At 69.9% G+C, this 18,330-nt stretch carries 15 protein-coding genes; 9 read left to right on the forward strand and 6 right to left on the reverse strand.

The features are described 5' to 3' along the window. Window positions 1-126: 126 nt before the first annotated feature. Together CFB39_RS20735 and CFB39_RS20740 are read right to left on the reverse strand one after the other, a co-directional pair. Window positions 127-1,119 carry a PDR/VanB family oxidoreductase gene (locus CFB39_RS20735; protein WP_089474253.1) on the reverse strand — a complete coding sequence of 331 codons (993 nt, stop codon included), beginning with the start codon at window positions 1,117-1,119 and terminating at the stop codon, window positions 127-129. Window positions 1,120-1,276: 157 nt separating this feature from the next. After that, window positions 1,277-2,671: an MFS transporter gene (locus CFB39_RS20740; protein ID WP_089474254.1), complete on the reverse strand. Its 1,395-nt coding sequence runs from the start codon at window positions 2,669-2,671 to the stop codon at window positions 1,277-1,279. A 410-nt stretch (window positions 2,672-3,081) separates the two neighbouring features. Here CFB39_RS20740 and CFB39_RS20745 point away from each other — a divergent pair, with 410 nt between their 5' ends. Beyond that, on the forward strand, window positions 3,082-4,200 hold the full coding sequence (locus CFB39_RS20745) for a porin (protein WP_089474255.1): 1,119 nt from the start codon (window positions 3,082-3,084) through the stop codon (window positions 4,198-4,200). A 44-nt stretch (window positions 4,201-4,244) separates the two neighbouring features. Here the strand turns inward: CFB39_RS20745 and CFB39_RS20750 are convergent, their stop codons facing one another. Together CFB39_RS20750 and CFB39_RS20755 are read right to left on the reverse strand one after the other, a co-directional pair. Further along, window positions 4,245-5,279: a LysR family transcriptional regulator gene (locus CFB39_RS20750; RefSeq protein ID WP_089474256.1), complete on the reverse strand. Its 1,035-nt coding sequence runs from the start codon at window positions 5,277-5,279 to the stop codon at window positions 4,245-4,247. Continuing rightward, window positions 5,276-6,250: an AraC family transcriptional regulator gene (locus CFB39_RS20755; protein ID WP_089474257.1), complete on the reverse strand. Its 975-nt coding sequence runs from the start codon at window positions 6,248-6,250 to the stop codon at window positions 5,276-5,278. Before CFB39_RS20755 ends, CFB39_RS20750 begins: the two co-directional genes overlap by 4 nt. A 150-nt stretch (window positions 6,251-6,400) precedes the next feature. Between CFB39_RS20755 and CFB39_RS20760 the strand changes: the two genes are divergently transcribed. Both CFB39_RS20760 and CFB39_RS20765 read left to right on the forward strand, forming a co-directional pair. Continuing rightward, the gene (locus tag CFB39_RS20760; protein WP_089474258.1) at window positions 6,401-7,516 is read left to right on the forward strand and encodes an NAD/NADP-dependent octopine/nopaline dehydrogenase family protein; all 1,116 of its coding nucleotides are present in this window, start codon (window positions 6,401-6,403) and stop codon (window positions 7,514-7,516) included. After that, window positions 7,513-8,523, forward strand: coding sequence for a 3-hydroxybutyryl-CoA dehydrogenase (locus CFB39_RS20765; RefSeq protein WP_089474259.1), 1,011 nt, complete (start codon window positions 7,513-7,515; stop codon window positions 8,521-8,523). Before CFB39_RS20760 ends, CFB39_RS20765 begins: the two co-directional genes overlap by 4 nt. Window positions 8,524-8,654: 131 nt before the next feature. Here CFB39_RS20765 and CFB39_RS20770 read toward each other — a convergent pair whose 3' ends face one another. Together CFB39_RS20770 and CFB39_RS20775 are read right to left on the reverse strand one after the other, a co-directional pair. Next, complete coding sequence (locus tag CFB39_RS20770; RefSeq protein ID WP_089474260.1) at window positions 8,655-9,992, reverse strand: MFS transporter; 1,338 nt, start codon at window positions 9,990-9,992, stop codon at window positions 8,655-8,657. A 144-nt stretch (window positions 9,993-10,136) separates the two neighbouring features. Beyond that, on the reverse strand, window positions 10,137-11,027 hold the full coding sequence (locus CFB39_RS20775; RefSeq protein WP_089474261.1) for a LysR family transcriptional regulator: 891 nt from the start codon (window positions 11,025-11,027) through the stop codon (window positions 10,137-10,139). Between the two features lie 101 nt (window positions 11,028-11,128). Between CFB39_RS20775 and CFB39_RS20780 the strand changes: the two genes are divergently transcribed. From CFB39_RS20780 to CFB39_RS20805, 6 genes are all read left to right on the forward strand, one after another. Then, window positions 11,129-12,682, forward strand: coding sequence for an AMP-binding protein (locus tag CFB39_RS20780; protein ID WP_089474262.1), 1,554 nt, complete (start codon window positions 11,129-11,131; stop codon window positions 12,680-12,682). Window positions 12,683-12,693: 11 nt separating this feature from the next. After that, the gene (locus tag CFB39_RS20785; protein WP_089474263.1) at window positions 12,694-13,881 is read left to right on the forward strand and encodes an acyl-CoA dehydrogenase family protein; all 1,188 of its coding nucleotides are present in this window, start codon (window positions 12,694-12,696) and stop codon (window positions 13,879-13,881) included. Continuing rightward, window positions 13,878-15,023: a CaiB/BaiF CoA-transferase family protein gene (locus CFB39_RS20790; protein ID WP_089474264.1), complete on the forward strand. Its 1,146-nt coding sequence runs from the start codon at window positions 13,878-13,880 to the stop codon at window positions 15,021-15,023. Before CFB39_RS20785 ends, CFB39_RS20790 begins: the two co-directional genes overlap by 4 nt. Window positions 15,024-15,067: 44 nt before the next feature. Next, a complete protein-coding gene (locus tag CFB39_RS20795) occupies window positions 15,068-16,366 on the forward strand; it encodes an MFS transporter (protein ID WP_089474265.1) in 1,299 nt (432 codons plus the stop codon). Between the two features lie 125 nt (window positions 16,367-16,491). Further along, entirely contained in the window at window positions 16,492-17,553 is a 1,062-nt protein-coding gene (locus CFB39_RS20800) for a porin (RefSeq protein ID WP_089474266.1), read from the forward strand. Between the two features lie 39 nt (window positions 17,554-17,592). Then, the gene (locus CFB39_RS20805; RefSeq protein WP_256991437.1) at window positions 17,593-17,979 is read left to right on the forward strand and encodes a BON domain-containing protein; all 387 of its coding nucleotides are present in this window, start codon (window positions 17,593-17,595) and stop codon (window positions 17,977-17,979) included. Window positions 17,980-18,330 lie beyond the last annotated feature (351 nt).

Consider the following 18,330-nt stretch of genomic DNA (forward strand, 5'->3'; position numbering starts at 1 on the left):
CGCGTCGGCGACGTGTGATCCACGAGAGCGCGGGCAGTGCGTTGGAGGCGCGCGTGGCTGGCCGAATGCATCGAGCCGTTCGAGCGCGCGCGAAGTCCTTGACGGACGCCGCCCGAACCGCGCGCATCAGAGATCGAGCACGAGCACCGCGGAGCGCGCACGCGACACGCAGCAGCAGATCACCGTGTTGCTCGCGCGCTCGGCCTTGCTGAGGCAATGGTCGCGATGGTCGGGCTCGCCGTCGATCACGGGCACCATGCAGGTGCCGCACACGCCTTCGCCGCATGACGTGTCGACCTCGATGCCGATGCGTGCGAGTGCGTCGACGATCGACGTGTCGGGCGTGACGCGTACCGATTGCCCGCTGCGCTGCAGGCGCACTTCGAAACCGTCGGCGGCCGGGCCGGCGCCGGCATCGGCATTGCCCGCATCGGCGGCGGCCGGTTCCGCCGCGAAGCGTTCGAGATGGATCGAATCTTCCGGCAAGCGCGTCGCGGCCGCCGCGACGACCGCATCCATGAACGGCCCCGGGCCGCATGTATAGACGTGTGCGTGCGCGTCGACCGATTCGACGCAGCGGTTCAGCTCGGCCGCGAGCGCGGCGGGCTCGACGCCGTAGTGGAACGTCACGTGCGACGCGAACGGCTCGGCCGACAGTTCGTCGACGAAGGCCGCATGCTCGCGGCTGCGCGCGAAGTAGTGCAGCCGATAGCGCGCGCCGCGCCGGTGCAGCGCATACGCCATCGACAGCAGCGGCGTGATGCCGATGCCGGCCGCGATCAGCACGTGCTCGCTCGCGTCATCCGTCAGACGAAACAGGTTGCGCGGCGCGCCGATCGACAGCTCGGCGCCGACTTGCACGTCGTCGTGCAGCGAACGCGAGCCGCCGCGCGACTGCGCTTCCTTCTTCACCGCGAACAGGTAGCTGCCGCGCTCGTCGGGGTTACCGCACAGCGAGTACTGCCGCGTGATGCCTGACGGCGCGGTCACATCGATATGGGCGCCTGGTTCGTACGCGTCGAACGGCTGGCCGTCGACGCGCGACACCCGGAAACAGCGGATGTCCTGCGCCGCGTCGATCAGCGCGTCGATCCGGACTTGGTGGCGGTTCGCTTGCATGGGTCAATCCATGGGGTAGGGGGAACGCGGCGCGGCAGACACCGCGCCGTCATGCGATCGAGAATAGGGATGGGCATCGCATAAATCAAATCGATTAAAAAGCGATATCAGAATCAGTGAGATGGATGATGGTCGGGCGGCGCGATTGCGCCGGCGTTCAGCGCGCGGCGATCGCGTTGCCCGCTTCGGCCGCGTGCGGCGCGGCGGCGGACGCAAGGCCGCGTTCGCGATCGAGGCTGCGGCGATAGTGCCGGCACCCGGCGGCGAGCAGCAGCGCAGCCAGCGTGGCCGCCGCGACGTTGACGATCGACATCGAATGACCGACCGCCGCCGGCGCGCCGAACACGCGGTCGGTGAACAGCGCGACGACGGTCGTGCCGATCCCGAGCGCGATCAGGTTCGACACGAGCAGGAACAGCGCGGAGATCTGCGCGCGCATCTGGTTCGGCGCGAGCGTCTGCATCGCGGCGGTGGACGTTGGCATCGGGAACGACGCGAAGAACATCGCGACCACGAGCATCGCGAGCGACGCGGGCAGCGAGTCGAGCTGCGTGAACAGCGTCGCGGGGATTACCATGCACGCGGCGCCGATCGCACCGGCGCGCATCGGCGCATCCTCGCGGCCGCGCCGCAGCAGCCAGTCGTTGAGCCAGCCACCGCAGAACACGCCGGCCGTGTTCGCGACCAGCAGCACGATGCCGAGCGTGTAGCCGGCTTCGACGGCCGTCATCCCGAAGTGGCGGATATAGAACGCGGGCGTCCAGCTCAGCAGGCAGTACAGCGTCATCGCGTAGAACGAGAAGCCGAGGTAGTGGCACGAGAAAGTTGCGCGATGCGTGCCGACGAAGCGCAGCGAATCGCGCATCGACACGCGTCGCACGGCGCCCGAGCGATCCTGCGCGAGCCCCTTGCGCTGCGGGTCGCGCACGGTCGCGGCGAACAGCAGTGCGACGAGGATCCCCGGCAGCCCGACGATCAGGAACGTGACCTGCCACGCATGCACCTGCCCGACCACCGGCAGCGTGAACGCGCTCGCATGCTTGAGCAGCGCGATCACGTAGCCGCCGATCAGGAACGCGACGCCGCCGCCGATGAACGAGCCGAGCGAGTACACGGCGATCGCGCGCCCGAGCTTCTCCTTCGGGAAGTAGTCGGCGAGCATCGAGTACGCGCCGGGCGACAGCGCGGCTTCGCCCACACCCACGCCCATCCGCGCGATGAACATCTGCACGAAATGCTGGCTGAGCCCGCACGCGGCGGTCGCGACGCTCCACAGCGCGATGCCGAGCGAAATGATCCGCGGCCGCGCATAGCGGTCGGCGAGATACGCGACGGGCAGCCCCATCACCGCATAGAACAGCGAGAACGCGAAGCCGTTGAGCAGGCTGAACTGCGTGTCGGACAGGTGCAGGTCGCGCTTGATCGGCTCGATCATCAGCACGAGGACCTGGCGGTCGACGAACGAGAAGACGTACGCGAGCATGCAGATGACGACGACATACCATTCGTACGTATAGCGCTTGCCGGCAGCGCGGGCCGTGGATGCGGACATGCGGATTCTCCAGGAGCGGGCGATGGAAACGCGCGGCAGCGGCCTGGCGGGCCGGGCGCCGTCGCGGCGCGAAAGCGTGCGGGGGCACGTATCGGAGACGCAGCGTAGTCGGCCAAATTCAGCCGCCATAGCCGGAGTGACAGCCGCGCCACGCGGGCATTTACCGACCCGGATAAAGAAAACACCAGGGTCGCGCGCGCCGGCCGCCGCGCAGCGCGCCTGCGGCGGGGCGCACGTGCATCATGCGGCGCATCTATAAGCGTTATAGAGCGCATTGCGTCGACGTCCGAAATTGTCGTTCCTAGACTCGGCCCGTTTTTGATCGGCAGCGTTGGCCCTTCGCGGCGAACGCGCTTCACACCACACGGCGCAACGCCGACCGGCGCCGCAAACTCTACGGGACGACGACGATGAACCAACCGAACGGGCGGGCCGACCGGCTTGCCGTACCGCTTGCCGCGCTGCTTGCCTGCGCGGCGCTGCCCGCCTTCGCGCAATCGAGCGTGACGCTCTACGGCCGCATCGACACCGCGATCGAATACGCGAACGCCGGGCCGAACCACGTGACGCGCATGGGCAGCGGCAACCAGTGGGCGTCGCAGTGGGGGCTGAAGGGTGTCGAGGATCTCGGCGGCGGCTACGCGACGATCTTCAAGCTGGAAGACGGCTTCAATGCGGGAAGCGGCGCACTGTCGAACAGCAGCGCACTGTTCGGCCGCGAAGCGTGGGTCGGCATCACGGGGCCGTTCGGTGGCGTGCAGTTCGGCGAGCTTTACACGATCCTGCACACGACGCTCGTCACGTACAGCCTGCCGGGCCTCGGCGCGGGGCTCGCGTGGGGCAATGCGACGAACAACTTCGTGGGGCCCGCGTTCCTGCGCGTGCGCAACTCGATGCGCTACACGTCGCCGCGCCATGCGGGCTTCATGCTGCGCGCGATGGCCGCCCGCGGCACCAACGGCGCGGCCGGGCAGCCGTCGACGCTCGGCGATACGTACGGCGTGGGACTCAACTACGTGCGCGGCGGCCTGTCGGTCGACGTCGACACCATGCAGCAGAAGTTCAGCCCGGTGGCGGCGTCCGCGCTCGGCGGCACGAGCCCGGCCGCGAACGGCAACTACACGCTCGGCGCGATTTCGTACGATTTCAGCGTCGTGAAGGTGGCCGCGCTGTACATGCGTCATCGCGGCGGCCCCGACGTCGCGACCGCGATCGACAGCCAGAGCGCGTATCCGCACAGCGACATCATGGAGCTGAGCGCGACGGTGCCGATCGGGCGTGCGTCGCTGTTGCTGAGCGTCGGCCACTACCGCAAGGTCGCGGACAGCGACGGCAACGCCGATTCGTATGGCATCCGCTTCGACTATCCGCTGTCGAAGCGCACGGTGCTGTACACGGGTGCCGCGATGGTGCGCAACGGCGCGCATGCACGCTTCGTCGTGAACGGCGCGGCGGGTGGCGGGGTCGCGGTCGCCAAGCCGGGCGCGACCGCGAGTTCGATCGTCGCGGGCATCCTTACGTCGTTCTGAGCGTTTCGGTCGCTCCGGAACCGCGTGCCTTCCCGCTTGCGCCGCTACGCGCAGGCGGGGGGCTGCGGCGCGAGCCATGCGTCGAACGGCGCCAGCTCGCCGATGTTGAACAGTTCGAGCAGCAGCGCACGCAGCCAGCGATGGCCGGGGTCGGCGTCGAAGCGCCGGTGCCAGTACGCGTTGACGGCCCATTCGCTCGCACCGGCGATCTCGTACAGCGCGCACGGCTGCCGCGCGGCGAACGTGATCGCGATCGTCTCCGGCAGGATCAGCGCATAGTCGCCGTCCTGCAGCAGCGCGGGCACCACCATGAAATCGGGGAGCGCCGCGCGCACGCGCGGCATCAGCCCGTGCCGCTCCAGCAACTGCATCGATTGCGGATGCGACGTGACCGCGACGAAGCGCAGCGTGTCGGGCGCGTCGCCGTCGAGCACGTAGTCGTCGGATAGCGCGACGCGCTGCGCGGTGCGACGCGGCATCAGCAGCACGCAGCGCTCGTGCAGCAGCGCGGTGCGCTGGAAGTGGCTCGATGCATCGGCGAAATGCCCGAGCGCGAAGTCGATACGCCCCGATTCGAGTGCGACATTGAGCTGGCATTCGTCGACGTGCAGCGTCTCGATCACCGCGCCCGGCGCGCGGCGGTCGAAGGCCGCGAGCAGCGTCGGCAGGAACGCGCTCGCCGCGAAATCGCTCATGTGCAGGCGGAACACGCGTTGCGTGCTGTCGGGCGTGAAGCGCGAGCCTTCGTCGAGCACGTCCTGCAGGATCGCGAGCGCCTTGTCGACCGACAGCGCGAGCCGCTGCGCGCGCGGCGTGGGCTCGACGCCGGTGCCGGTGCGCACGAACAGCGCGTCGCGGAACATCAGCCGCAGCCGGCCGAGCGCGTAGCTGACGGACGGCTGCGTGACGCCGAGCCGCAGCGCCGCGCGGCCGACGTGCCGCTCCTCGTATACGGCGCGAAACGTCTTCAGCAAGTTGAGATCGAGATCCTGCACGCGCAGTTCGGATGCATCGTTGTCGTGCGGTGCGGGTTCGGTGCGGGCCGGGGCCGCCGGGCGGCCAGGTGCGGAGTGCGTCATCGGGGTTGCCTCGCGGTGACGGAAGGCGCGTGGCCGTAACGCCGCGCATACGCCTTCGCGAAATGGCCGAAGCCATGGATGCCGTGCGCAATCAGCACGTCGGTCACGCTGCGCGCGTCGCCGCGTTGCAGCGCCGCGTGCACGGCGGCGAGCCGGCATTCGCGCACGTACGCGGCCGGCGTGGTGTGCAGGAACGCGCGGAACGCGTGCTGCAGCGTGCGCGGCGCGACGCCCGCGACGGCCGCCAGCGCGGCGAGTGCGAGCGGTTCGCCGAGGTGCGCGTTGACGTGATCGCACGCGCGCCGCAAGTGCGCCGGTAGCGGCGGCGTGCCGCGCGTGAGCGCGTCGCTGTACGAATGCGGCAGGTGCGTGAGCAGCAGCGACATCAGCCACGTCGTGAGATCGGCGCCGAAGGTCGCTGCGGCCGTGCCGAGGCCCGGCTGCGCGCCGAGCCGGCACAGGTATTCGAAGGTCGGCAGCAGCAGCGCGGCGCCCGCGCCGGTGCCACCGGCCGCGAGATCGAACTGCAGCGGCCGCGTGAGCGTGGCCTGCAGCATGTCCTGCAACTTGCGCTCGAGCGCGCCGCGTTCGAGCCGCAGCACGAGGTTGCGGCAATCGGGGCTCGTGCTCAGGCGGCTCGCGAGCGCCGGTGACGACACGGTCAGCTCGCCGGGGCCGGCGCGCGCGACGACGCTGCCGGCCTGCAGCTCGCATGCGCCGGCGAGCGTCAGCCTGAACAGGAAGTGCTCGGCATCGTCGCCGAAGTCGATGCGCGTTTCGCGGCCGTAGCAGAGTTCAAGCAGCGCGCCGTGATGCAGCGGCACTTCGTACAACTCCGCATGAAACGGATCACGGCCGCGCGCGGCCATCCGGTGCGGCCCGAGCCGGTGGGCGACCGCGCGTTCGACTTCGTCGGGGGCGTGCAGCGTGCCGAGCCGGTTCGGCGCATGGCGTGACAGGGCGATATCCATTCACGGGCCTCGTAGCGGATGCGGCGGGCGCGGCGGCATGCGCATCGCCGCGATTGCGTTGCGCGAACGGGCGTGCCGTTGCGCGTTTTGAAGCGACGCGGCGGGGGCGGCCGCGTAGTCTCGGAAACACTCAATCACCGGGAGAAGACGATGAAGGTATGTGTTCTGGGCGGCGGCCACGGCTGCCATGCGGCGGCGATCGACCTGCTCGAAAAGGGCCACGACGTGACGTGGTGGCGGCGCGACCGCGAGCCGCACGCGCGGCTGCGCGAGCTTGGCGTGCTGAACGTGACCGACTATCGCGGCACGCGCGCGGTGCCGCTCGGCGACGCGCCGGGTGCGATCCGCCTGACCGGCGAGCTCGCGGCCGCGCTGCGCGGTGCGCAACTCGTCGTGGTGCCGCTGCCGGCTACGTCGCATGACGCGCTCGCCGCGCAGGTCGCGCCGCTGCTGGAGGACGGCCAGGTCGTGTTCCTGCCGCCCGGCACGTTCGGCAGCGTCGTGTTCGCGCAGGCGGCGGCCGATGCCGGCAACCGTTCGCGCGTCGCATTCGCCGAGACGGGCACGCTGCCGTACCTGGTGCGCAAGCATGGCGACAACGACGTCGTGATCAGCGCGTATGCGACACGCTTGCCGACCGGCGTATTTCCCGCGAATGCGGCCGGCTGGGCGTTCGACGTGCTGCGTGCGGGCTATCCGTCGGTCGAGCCGGTCGAGGATGCGTTGTCCGGTGCGTTGATGAATGCGGGGCCCGTGATCCATCCGCCGCTGATCCTGATGAACGCCGGGCCGCTCGAACACTTCGACGCATGGGACATCCACAACGAAGGCACGCAGCCGTCGATCCGCCGCGTGACGAACGCGCTGGATGCCGAACGCATCGCGGTGCGCGAAGCGCTCGGCTACCGCGCGCCGCATTTCCCGCTCGCGGATCACTACGCGGCCGATGGCGACGAATGGATGTATGGGCGCGGCGCGCACGGCAAGCTGACCGATAGCGGCGACTGGCGCGAGAAGATCGATCTGCGTGCCCATCGCTACATGCTCGAGGATACCCGGCTCGGGCTGTCGTTCATCGTGTCGTGCGGGCGCTGGGCCGGCGTGCCGACGCCGGTCGCGCAGGGGCTGCTGAGCATCGCGAGCGCGGTGGCGGTGCGCGACCTGTATGCGGAAGGGCGCACGCTGGAGCGGCTCGGGATCGCGGCGCTGTCGAAGGACGCGATGCGTGCGCTGCTCGACAACGGAGTCGCGGGAGTATCAGCATGAGCGCGGCCGCCGATGTGGCGCGTGTACACGTGCTCGGCGCGGGACGCATGGGGCAGGGGATCGCGCTCGTGTTTGCCTTTGCCGGAATCGACGTGACGCTGATCGACTTCAAGCGGCGCGATGCGGCTGGCCAACGCGCCTTCGACGATCGTACGCGTGACGAGATCGCCAGGCCACTGCATGCGCAGGTTGCGCTCGGACGCATCGATGCCGCGCAGGCCGATGCGGTCGTCGCACGCATCGAGATCGTTTCCAGGGATGGCGCGGCCGAAGCCGTGAGTGATGCAGAGGTCGTGTTCGAGGCGCTGCCCGAAGTGCTCGACGCGAAGGCCGACGCGTTGCGCTGGCTCGGCGAGCATGTCGATGCACGCGCAACGATTGCATCGACCACGTCGACGTTCGTCGTCACGGAATTGCAACGCCATGTCGCACACCCCGAACGGATGCTGAACGCGCACTGGCTGAACCCTGCATTGCTGATGCCGCTCGTCGAGATCAGCCGCAGCGACGCAACGGGCCAGTCGGTGGTCGATGCGCTCGCCGCGCTGCTCGAACGTGTCGGCAAGAAGCCGGTGATCTGCGGGCCGGCGCCCGGCTACATCGTGCCGCGCATCCAGGCGCTCGCGATGAACGAGGCGGCGCGGATGGTCGAGGAGGGTGTCGCAAGCGCGGAGGATATCGACACGGCCATCCGCACGGGTTTCGGCCCGCGCTTCGCGGTGCTCGGGCTGCTCGAATTCATCGACTGGGGTGGCTGCGACATCCTGTACTACGCGTCGACGTATCTGGCCGGCGAGATCGGCCCGCGCTTCGCGCCGGCCGCGAGCGTCGTGCGCAACATGGAAACCGGGCGTGATGGCGTGCGCACGGGGGGCGGCTTCCACGACTATGCGGACGTGGACGTGCCCGCGTACATGCGGCAGCGGCTCGGCGAATTCGCGCGGCTGCTCGATCACCTGGGATTGGCGCCGGTGTTCGACGGCGCGCGGCGTGACCCGCGCGAGTAGCCCGGACGACCCGGCCGCGTGCGCTCGCGGTGCCACGAAAGCGCGCACGGGGCACCGTGAGCCGGTGTGTCCGACACCCGCGGTCAAGCGCACGGGAACGGAAGCGGATGCGGCCGACGCGTGCGGCACGCTCACACCGTATCGCCGCGCGTGCCGGCGTCGGGCGCGACGCGCGTCTCGCGCATCACGCACAGCGTCGCGACGGTCACGAGGCCGAGCGCAATGAGGAACAGCGACACCGGCCACGACGCCTGATAGCGCGCGAGCAGCGCGGTCGCGATCAGCGGCGACATCCCGCCCGCGAAGATCGACGCGACTTCATGCCCGAGCGCGACGCCGGAGTACCGCACCTCGGTGCTGAACAGCTCGCCGACGAGCGCGGGCAGCGTGCCGATCATCGCGCCGTGACTTACGGCGGTGCCGACCGTGAGCGCGAGCCACACGAGCGGCGTCACGCGCGTGTCGAGCAGCCAGAAGAACGGGAACGCGCACGCGACGAGGCTCAGCGCGCCGATCAGGTACACGGGCTTGCGGCCGATCCGGTCGGACAGCTTGCCCCACGCGAGCATCGCGCCCATCTCGACGATCATCGCGATCATCACGCCGGTCAGCATCACGCCGTTCGGGATGCCGACGTATTTGCCGTAGACGAGCGAGAACGCGAGGAAGATATAAGCGCCGCCGTTCTCGGCCACGCGCAGCCCCATCGCGAGCAGGATTTCCTTCGGATGGCGCCGGATGCATTCGACGATCGGCAGGTGCGTGTGCGCGCCGCGCTTGCCGGCCTGCTCGAAGTCGCGGCTTTCCGGCAGATGACGGCGGATGTAGATGCCGATCGCGAAGATCACGACGCTCGCGAGGAACGGCAGCCGCCAGCCCCACGTGCGGAACGCGTCGTCCGGCAGCGCCTGCGCGGCGAGAAACGCGGCCGACGACAGCACGAAACCGCCGCCCACGCCGAGCTGGCTCCATGCGGCGTAGTAGCCGCGCTGTTCCGGCGGCGCGTTCTCGCTGATCATCAGCACGCCGCCGCCCCATTCGCCGCCGGACGCGATGCCTTGCAGCAGGCGCAGCACGACGAGCGCGGCCGGCGCCCACACGCCGATCTGCGCATAGGTCGGCAGCAGGCCGATCGCGAATGTCGATGCGCCCATGATCAGCAGCGTCCACACGAGCGACGCCTTGCGCCCGTAGCGATCGCCGACGTGGCCGAACACGATCCCGCCGAGCGGCCGCGCGACGAAGCCCAGCGCGAAGGCCGCGAACGCGGCGAGGCTGCCCGTGAGCGCCGATGCGCCGGGCGGGAAGAACACATGGCCGAACACGAGCGCCGCGGCCGTGCCGTACACGAAAAAGTCGTACCACTCCATCGCGTTGCCGGCGACGGAGGCGATGACGATTCGGCGCAGTTGCCGGTCGGCGAGCGGCCGGGCGGCGCTCGGGGATTGCATGATGTCGGTCGGGACCATGGCGGACTCTGAAGGGGAGGCGGGCGCGTGCCGTCTGTGCAGCACTGCGGGCTAGTGTTGTCGGCACCGTGCCCCCGGTCAAATCCGCAGAAAAAGGGGAGTGACATCACTCCCGCTGATGATGGTCGCGGCGCGTCCCCGCGCCTACCCCACGCCTTCCCGCAGCAGCGCGATCATCCGCTGCGCCAGCGGCGGCACGTACGCGCCGGCCCGGTGCATCGCGCCGATGCGGCGGTCCAGGTCGAGCTCGCCGGCCCGCAGGTCGAGCGCGCGCAACCCGCTCATCTGGTCGAGCGCGTCCGTGCCGCCGACACACAGCAGCCGCGTGCCGCGCAACAGCTGCAGCAGCGACGTATTGCCGAAATCGGTCTCGATGCGCAGGCGCGGCGCGGGCAGGCCGCGTGCGCGGAACGCGTCGTCGATCCGGTGCCGCACGGGAATCGTCGCTTCCGGCAGCAGCCATTCCTGATCGGCGAGATCCGCGAGCGTGAGCCCGCGCTTGCGCTGCAGCGGGTGCGCGGCGTCGGCGAGCACGGTCAGCCGGTCGTCGAACAGCGCGATGGTGTCGAGGCCCGCGTCCGGCTGCTGCGGTTCGGGCGCGACGACGAGATCGAGCTCGCCGGCCGCGAGCAGGTCGAGCAGTTCGCGCGCGAGCCGGCAGCGCAGCCGCAGCCGCGCGGCCGGCCGTTCGCGGATCAGTTGCCGGCACGCCCCGAGCACGAACGCATTGGGCACGGTCGGCGAGTAGCCGATCCGCACCACGCCCTGTTCGCCGCCGCGGATCGCGCGCATCTCCTGCATCGCGTCATCGAACTCGAGCGCGATCCGCTGCGCGCGCGCGACGAAGCGTGCGCCGGCCGGCGTCGGCGTCATCCCGTTCGCGGTGCGCTCGAACAGCGTCACGCCGACTTGCCCTTCCAGCCGCTGCACGGCTTTCGTGAGCGCCGGCTGCGACAGCCCCAGCGCCTCGGCGGCCTTGCCGATGCTGCCGTGCCGCTCGACGGCCAGCAGGTACTCCAGATCGCGCGTGTCCATCGTGGGATTCCTGTCGGTTATGACTTTATATCCGGTGATGCATTGTGGTGATGCCTGGGCATCTTACAGACTGGCGGCACTGTTCGACCAGGAGAATCGTTTTGAGCTTCGCCTACTTCCTGCGGCGCGCGGCCCGCTACTGGGGCAGCCAGCCCGCCGTGATCCACCGCGACCGCGCCGTCACGTACCGCCAGCTCGACGAGCGCTCGACCCGGCTCGCCAACGCGCTGCGCGGCCTCGGCTTCGCACCCGGCACCCGCATCGCCGTGCAGGCGCGCAACTGCATCGAACTCGTCGAGATCGAATGCGCGCTGTACAAGGCCGGCCTCGTGAAAGCCGCGCTGAATCCGCGCTTCACGGCGGCCGAGGCGGCCGACGTCGTCGGCAACTGCGCGCCCGCCGCGTTCATCGGCGGGCGCGGCTACACGGATTACACACCCGATTCGCCGGGCTTTTCGTCGGTCGAGCGGTTCGTGTCGATCGGCGGTGCGGTGGCCGGCTATCTCGACTACGACACGCTGGTCGCGAAGGGCAGCGATACGCCGCCCGACCATCTGCCGGCGCCGGACGACCTCGCCGTGCTGCATTTCTCGTCCGGCTCGACGGGGCGCATCAAGGCCGCGATGCAGAGCTACGGCAACCGGCTCGCGTCGCTGCGCAAGATCGTGCTGGGGATGGATCGCCCCGCGCAGCCCGGCGACCGGCTCGCGCTGATCGGCCCGATCACGCATGCGTCCGGGATGCTGATGCAGCCGTACCTGTTCTGCGGCGCGACGCTCGCGCTGTTCGACGCGTTCGAGCCCGCGCATTTCCTCGCCGACATCGCGCGCCAGCGCATCACGCACACGTTCATGGTGCCGGCGATGGTCAACATGCTGCTGAACGCGCCCGAGCTCGCGCAGGCCGACCTGCGCAGCCTGAAGGTGCTCGGCTACGGCGCGGCGCCGATGGCGCCGGCGCGCATCGAGGAAGCGTGGGCGCGCATCGGTCCCGTGCTGTCGCAAGGCTATGGCGCGAGCGAATCGACGTCGGGCGTCACGCGGCTCGGCATCGCCGATCACGCGCACGCGCTGCTGCACGACCGCGAGCGGCTCGCGTCGTGCGGCCGGCCGCTCGGCGAAACCGAGGTGCGGGTGGTCGATGCCGACGGGCGCGAAGTCGAAGGCGACACGATCGGCGAGATCGTGATTCGCGGCGCGGACGTGTTCCAGGGCTACTGGAATGCGCCGGAGCTGACGCGCGAGGTGCTGGTCGACGGCTGGCTGCACACGGGCGACCTCGCGCGCACCGATCGCGACGGCTTCATCTATCTGGTCGACCGCAAGCACGACATGATCATCTCGGGCGGCTTCAACGTGTATCCGACCGAAGTCGAAGCGGCGCTGTACCGCCACGAAGGCGTGCTCGAGGCCTGCGTGGTCGGCGTGCCCGACGACAAGTGGGGCGAGGCCGTGAAGGCCGTGGTCGTGCTGCGTGCCGGCCGTGACGCGCACGCGAACGATCTCGTCGCGCACTGCCGCGCGCAGCTGGCCGACTACAAGCTGCCGCGCTCCATCGATTTCGTCGCCGAGCTGCCGAAGAACGCGAACGGCAAGATCGCCCGCAAGCTCGTGCGCGAGCAGTACTGGCGCGGTGTCGCGCGCCGCGTCAACTGAAGGAATCCGCCATGTTCGATCATCTGCAACGCCCTGAATTCGTCGCGCTGCGCGCGGCCGTGCTGCGCTTCGTCGACGACGAACTGCGCCCGATCGAGCGCGAGCTGCGGCTCGACTCGGAAGACGTGTGGCCGCGCGACGTGCTGCGCCGCGTCTGGCAACGCTCGGCCGCGCTCGGCTTCTATACGGCGAGCCTGCCCGTCGAGATCGGCGGGCAGGGGCTGTCGATCGCCGAGGTGTGCGCGCTGAAGGCCGACCTCGCCGCGAGCGGCGCGGCGCTCGCGCCGCACGTGCTCGGCGAACTCGGCGGGCCGCCGCGCGTCGGCAACATGCTGAAGTACGCGACGCCCGCGCAGCTCGATCGCTATTTCAAGCCGGTGATGCGTGGCGAGAAATCGACGTGCTTCGCGCTGACCGAACCGCACTCGGGCTCGGACGCGATGAGCATCCGCACCACGGCGGTCGAGGACGGCGATGCGCTCGTGATCAACGGCACGAAGCACTACATCAGCGGCGCGCCGTTCGCGGATTTCGCGATCGTGATGTGCGTGACCGATGCGTCCGCGACGCCGCCGCAGATCACGGCCGTGCTGGTCGATCTCGACCTGCCCGGCGTGAGCGTCGAGCACGAATACGTGCCGATGTCCGGGCAGCACATCGATGCGGACCTCCGCTTCGTCGACGTGCGCGTACCGCGCGAGAACGTGTTCGGCGGGCTCGGCAACGGCTTCCGGCTCGGCATGTCGCGCATCAACGTGAACCGGCTGCTGCATTGCCCGACGATGCTTGGCCTCGCGATGTCGGCGTACCGGGCGTCGCTCGATTACGCACGCACGCGCCGGCAGTTCGGCGGCCCGATCGCGCGGTTCCAGGCGATCCAGCACATGCTCGCCGACATGGCCGCCGCGCTGTGGGCATGCGAAAGCATGATCGCGCATACGGCCGCGCTCGCCGATGCGGGCGCCGACCTGCGGATGACGGCCGCCGCCTGCAAGCTCTACGTGTCGGAGCGCTGCTTCGAGGTCGCGGACAAGGCCGTGCAGATCCACGGCAACGTCGGCGTCACGCGCGGCCATCCGGTCGAGCAGACGTTCCGCAAGCTGCGGATGTTCCGGATCCTGACGGGCACCTGCGAGATCCAGCGCAACACGATCGCGAAGGCGATTCTCGAGCCGGCCGGCGCGGGAGGCGCTGCATGACGGCCCGCGACGACGCACGTGGCGCGTGGCCTGCCGCCGATGGCGATGGCCCCGCCTGGTCGTGCCTGCGCGGCGTGCGGATCGTCGATGCCGGCCAGCTGCTGCCCGGCCCGCATGCGTGCGCGTTGCTGCGCCAGCTCGGCGCCGACGTGATCAAGGTCGAGCCGCCGGGCGGCGACGCGTTGCGCCAGTTCGGCGCCGACACGTTCGCGCAGTTCAACCGCGGCAAGCGCTCGATCGTGCTCGACCTGAAGACGCCCGACGGCCGCGCACGCTTTCTCGATCTCGTGCGCGACGCCGATGCGGTGGTCGAAGGCAACCGGCCCGGCGTGATGGCGCGGCTCGGGCTCGGCTACGACGTGCTGGCGCATGCGAACCCGCGCGTCGTGCTGTGTTCGATCACCGGCTACGGGCAGGACGGCCCGTATGCGCACCGTCCCGGCCACGACCTGAACTTCCTGGCCGACGCCGGTTACTGGTCGGTGCCCGCGCAGTTGCATGACACCGTCTCGCGGCCACGCGTGCGGCTGGCCGATCACGCGGCCGCGCTGCACGCCGCGCTCGCGCTGGCGGTCGCCGTGATGAGCGCCCGCGCGAGCGGTGTCGGCCAGCATCTCGACGTGTCGATCCACGACGCGATCTTCGCGTGGACCGCGCCGGCCGCGTGGGCGCTGCGCACCGGCCGCGATACGCACGACACGGCGCGCTGGGTGATGCCCGACAACGACCTGTTCGAGACCGCCGACGGCCGGCACATCGTGCTCGCGACGCTCGAGGACAAGTTCTGGGCCGTGTTCGCCGATGCGCTCGGCGACGCGTATCCGGCGCTGCGCGAACCGCGTTTCGCGCAGCGCGCGGGCCGGCAGCAGCATCGGCACGCGCTGGGCGCGCTGCTGCGCGCGACCTTCGCGACCCGCACGCAGGACGACTGGATGCGCGTGCTCGGCGCGCTCGGGCTGCCGGTGTCGCGCGTGCCCGACGCGGGCGCGGTGTTCGACGATCCGCACGTGCGCGAGCGCGGCGTCGCCCGCGAGGTGGCGGCCGACCGGTCGCTCGCGGTGCGCTTTCCGGTGAAGTTCTCGCTCGGCCTGCCGGACGGTGACGACCGGGTGCCGGCGCCCGGCGAGCACGGCGGCGGATAGCGCGACGCCGCCGGCCGCCGACGACCAATAAACAGGAGACAGCCATGACGAATGGTGCGCAGTACCGCCCCGGACGGGCGTGGTCCATCGCGACGATGCTCGCGCTGATGATGCTGGTGAATTTTCTCGACAAGGTCGTGCTCGGCCTCGTGTCGGTGCCGATGATGCGCGACCTGCATCTGAGCCCGACGCAGTTCGGCGTGATCGGCGGCAGCCTCAACTGGCTGTTCGCGGTCGCGGCGGTCGCGGGCGGTATCGCCGCGAACCGCTGGCCCGCGAAATGGCTGCTGTTCGCGATGGCGGCCGCGTGGGCGCTGCTGCAGCTGCCGATGCTCGCCGCGAGCTCGATCTGGGTCGTCATTGCGTGCCGCGTGCTGCTCGGCATCGGCGAAGGGCCCGCATCGCCGGTCGCGACGCACGCGATCTACAAATGGTTTCCCGATACGCGGCGCAATCTCCCGGTCGCGCTGCTGCACCAGGGCAGCGCGCTCGGCCTGCTGATCGCGGGGCTCGCGATTCCGGTCGTCACGTCGCACTGGGGCTGGCGCGCGAACTTCGCGGTGCTGGCGGTGCTCGGGGCCGTGTGGTGCATCGCGTGGGCGGTGCTCGGCGAGGAGGGCACGCTGTCGCGCGGCCCGCGCGCGACCGGCGGCGAGCGTGTGCCGTACGGGCGGCTGCTGACCGACCGCACGGTGCTCGGCAACTTCCTCGGCCATTTCGCGGCGAACTGGATTCTCGCGATGACGCTCACGTGGATGCCGACCTACCTGCAGCTCGGGCTCGGCTTCGGGCCGCACGAGGCGGGGCGCATGTTCGCGCTGTTCGTCGCGGTCACGTCGCCGCTCAGTCTCGCGCTGGCCTGGCTGTCGCAAACCTTGCTCGCGCGCGGCATGCCGTCGCGGCACGGACGCGGCACGTTCATCGCGGTCACGCTCGCCATCGCCGGCGCGATGCTGGCCATGCTGCCGGTGCCGGAGCTGCCGCGCGCGGCGAAGCTCGTGCTGCTGACGCTCGGCAGCGGCCTGACGCTGACGATGTACTCGATCGGCCCCGCGATGCTCGCCGAGGTGACGCCGGACGCGCAGCGCGGCGGCGTGCTGGCGCTCAGCAACGGCTTCGCGTCGCTCGCGGGCCTCGGCGCGCCGGTCGTCACCGGGATGCTGATCGAGGCGAGCGGCGCGTCGGTCGCGCGCGGCTTCGAACAGGCGGGCGTCGTGTGCGGCGTCGTGCTGATCGCGTGCGGCGTGCTCGGCGCCTGGTGCCTCGATCCGCAGCGTTCGCTGCGGCGCCTCGCGGGCGACACGGAGCGTGCCGTGCCGACGGTCGGCGCGTGCGGCCGCTAGCGCATGGCGCGCAAGTCGCATCGCATTGCATCGCATTCGGCGTACGGCCCGCCAGCCGGGCCGCGGCGCCTTTCGACGGGAAGCAGCACCACGAAACGCCGCGCGACGACGCGGCAGGAGGAGACATGAAGAAGATGATCGCGGCGGCGCTGATCGGCGCGCTGTGGGGGACCGCGCACGCGCAGTCGAGCGTGACGCTGTTCGGCCAGGTCGGTGGCGGCGTGCGATGGGTCAACGGGCAACAGGGCGGCAGCCAGGTTGGCTTCAACGGCACCAACATCATTGCCGGCAACGAGTTCGGGATTCGCGGCAAGGAGGATCTGGGCGGCGGCACGACCGCGCTGTTCGTGCTCGACGGTGCGTACAACACCGGCACCGGCGCGTTGAAGACGCCGGGCACGCTGTTCTCGCAGGCGGCCTATGTCGGCGTGTCGGGCGCGTTCGGGCGATTCACGTTCGGCCGCCAGTTCAATGCGGCCGAGGATCTCGGCATCGCACTCGATCCGCTCGGCGGGCGCGGGCAATCGCTGGCGGTCGAGCCGGGCGTGCAGTTCGCGGGCAACTTCTTCACGCTCGATTCGCGCTTCAACAACACGATCAAGTATCTCGGCCAGGCGGGCGGCCTGCGGTTCGGCGCGAGCTATTCGCCGGGTGGTGTCGCGGGCAATACGCGTGCCGGCACGAACTTTTCGGCGGCGGCGATGTATTCGTTTGCGAACGTGATGGGCGGCGCGTCCTATTCGAAGACGTACAGCGCCGACGGCACGCAATCCGCGCAGACGATCCAGACGGGCGGCACGCTGCAGTTCGGCCCCGCACGCCTGTACGCGAGCTACGCGTCGCTGACCGTGACCGCGCACGGCGCCGGCGCGCCGACGCGACACGACGATATTCCGTCGCTCGCGCTGCTCGTGCAGCCGACGCCGCGCCTGCAGTTTTCCGCAGCCGGCTTCTACGACATCGCGCGCCGCATCGGCAACGTCCCGCGTGCGGACGGCAACAAGCTGACGGTCTACGCGGTTGCCGAGTACTTCCTGTCGAAGCGCACCGAACTGTATGTCGAACTCGATCGCAACGGTATGACAGGCGCCTATATGCGCGACCCCGTGACGCGCGCCGCGTTGGGTTTGCGGCCAGGCGCGAGCGCAACGACCGGCGTGACGCTCGGGATGATGACGCGCTTCTGAACGCGGCGTTTTTCTCATTCTACGAAAAAAGGAATCCTCATGAAAATCCTGATGAAGTCGGTTGCTCGCACCGTGCTGGCGATCGCGGCGTGCTGTACCGCACTGACGCCGGCGCTGGCGCAATCGGACGCGGCAGCCGTGCCGTCATCCGCGCCGGTTGCCGCTGCCGCGCCGGCGGCGGCATCGGTCGCCAGGCAGCGCAAGGCGGCCGACCGCAAGCTGATGCGGCGCGTGAGCGCGGCGCTGGCCCGCACGCAGGGGCTGAATGCGACGCGCGTGCTCGTGCGCGTGCGCGACGGTGTCGTGACGCTCGCCGGGTCGGTGTCCGACACGGGCCAGGTGGCGCTCGCGGCCGAGGCGGCGCGGCGCGTCGACGGCGTCGTGTCGGTCGTGAACCTGCTGCGGATCGATAGCCAGCCGTTGTGACGCGCACGGCTCGGGCTCACGGCCCGAGCGCATTCCGTTGCGCGCACCGCACGGGCTATCCGGGAAAACCGTATGGACGCATCACGCGTCGCCGTTTCGTCAGCTTGCTTACGCGAGCCATTCACGTCTGAGCAAAGCGCGCCATGTCCAGCGGACTCGCGCGCTTTCGTTTTTCTTGCAGCGGCGCAACCTCCCCGCTCATCTCCCCGCCATTCGATTTTCAACTGCCGCCCAGTTGAACATTTCATTTCTTGATGTGATTGCGGCTGGATACCATCCAGCGACTGTCTATACAACCCGATCGGCGCGTATGGGCAGGATCAAAAAAACACAACACATCGATGAACAGGT

Source organism: Burkholderia sp. AU6039, assembly GCF_002223365.1.
Lineage (GTDB): Bacteria > Pseudomonadota > Gammaproteobacteria > Burkholderiales > Burkholderiaceae > Burkholderia.

Coding starts and splice junctions, on each gene's coding strand:
- CFB39_RS20800 (WP_089474266.1), top strand. CDS start 16,492: ATGAAGAAGATGATCGCGGCGGCGCTGATCGGCGCGCTGTGGGGGACC.
- CFB39_RS20735 (WP_089474253.1), bottom strand. CDS start 1,119: ATGCAAGCGAACCGCCACCAAGTCCGGATCGACGCGCTGATCGACGCG.
- CFB39_RS20765 (WP_089474259.1), top strand. CDS start 7,513: ATGAGCGCGGCCGCCGATGTGGCGCGTGTACACGTGCTCGGCGCGGGA.
- CFB39_RS20805 (WP_256991437.1), top strand. CDS start 17,593: ATGAAAATCCTGATGAAGTCGGTTGCTCGCACCGTGCTGGCGATCGCG.
- CFB39_RS20760 (WP_089474258.1), top strand. CDS start 6,401: ATGAAGGTATGTGTTCTGGGCGGCGGCCACGGCTGCCATGCGGCGGCG.
- CFB39_RS20745 (WP_089474255.1), top strand. CDS start 3,082: ATGAACCAACCGAACGGGCGGGCCGACCGGCTTGCCGTACCGCTTGCC.
- CFB39_RS20755 (WP_089474257.1), bottom strand. CDS start 6,250: ATGGATATCGCCCTGTCACGCCATGCGCCGAACCGGCTCGGCACGCTG.
- CFB39_RS20750 (WP_089474256.1), bottom strand. CDS start 5,279: ATGACGCACTCCGCACCTGGCCGCCCGGCGGCCCCGGCCCGCACCGAA.
- CFB39_RS20775 (WP_089474261.1), bottom strand. CDS start 11,027: ATGGACACGCGCGATCTGGAGTACCTGCTGGCCGTCGAGCGGCACGGC.
- CFB39_RS20770 (WP_089474260.1), bottom strand. CDS start 9,992: ATGGTCCCGACCGACATCATGCAATCCCCGAGCGCCGCCCGGCCGCTC.
- CFB39_RS20795 (WP_089474265.1), top strand. CDS start 15,068: ATGACGAATGGTGCGCAGTACCGCCCCGGACGGGCGTGGTCCATCGCG.
- CFB39_RS20785 (WP_089474263.1), top strand. CDS start 12,694: ATGTTCGATCATCTGCAACGCCCTGAATTCGTCGCGCTGCGCGCGGCC.
- CFB39_RS20790 (WP_089474264.1), top strand. CDS start 13,878: ATGACGGCCCGCGACGACGCACGTGGCGCGTGGCCTGCCGCCGATGGC.
- CFB39_RS20740 (WP_089474254.1), bottom strand. CDS start 2,671: ATGTCCGCATCCACGGCCCGCGCTGCCGGCAAGCGCTATACGTACGAA.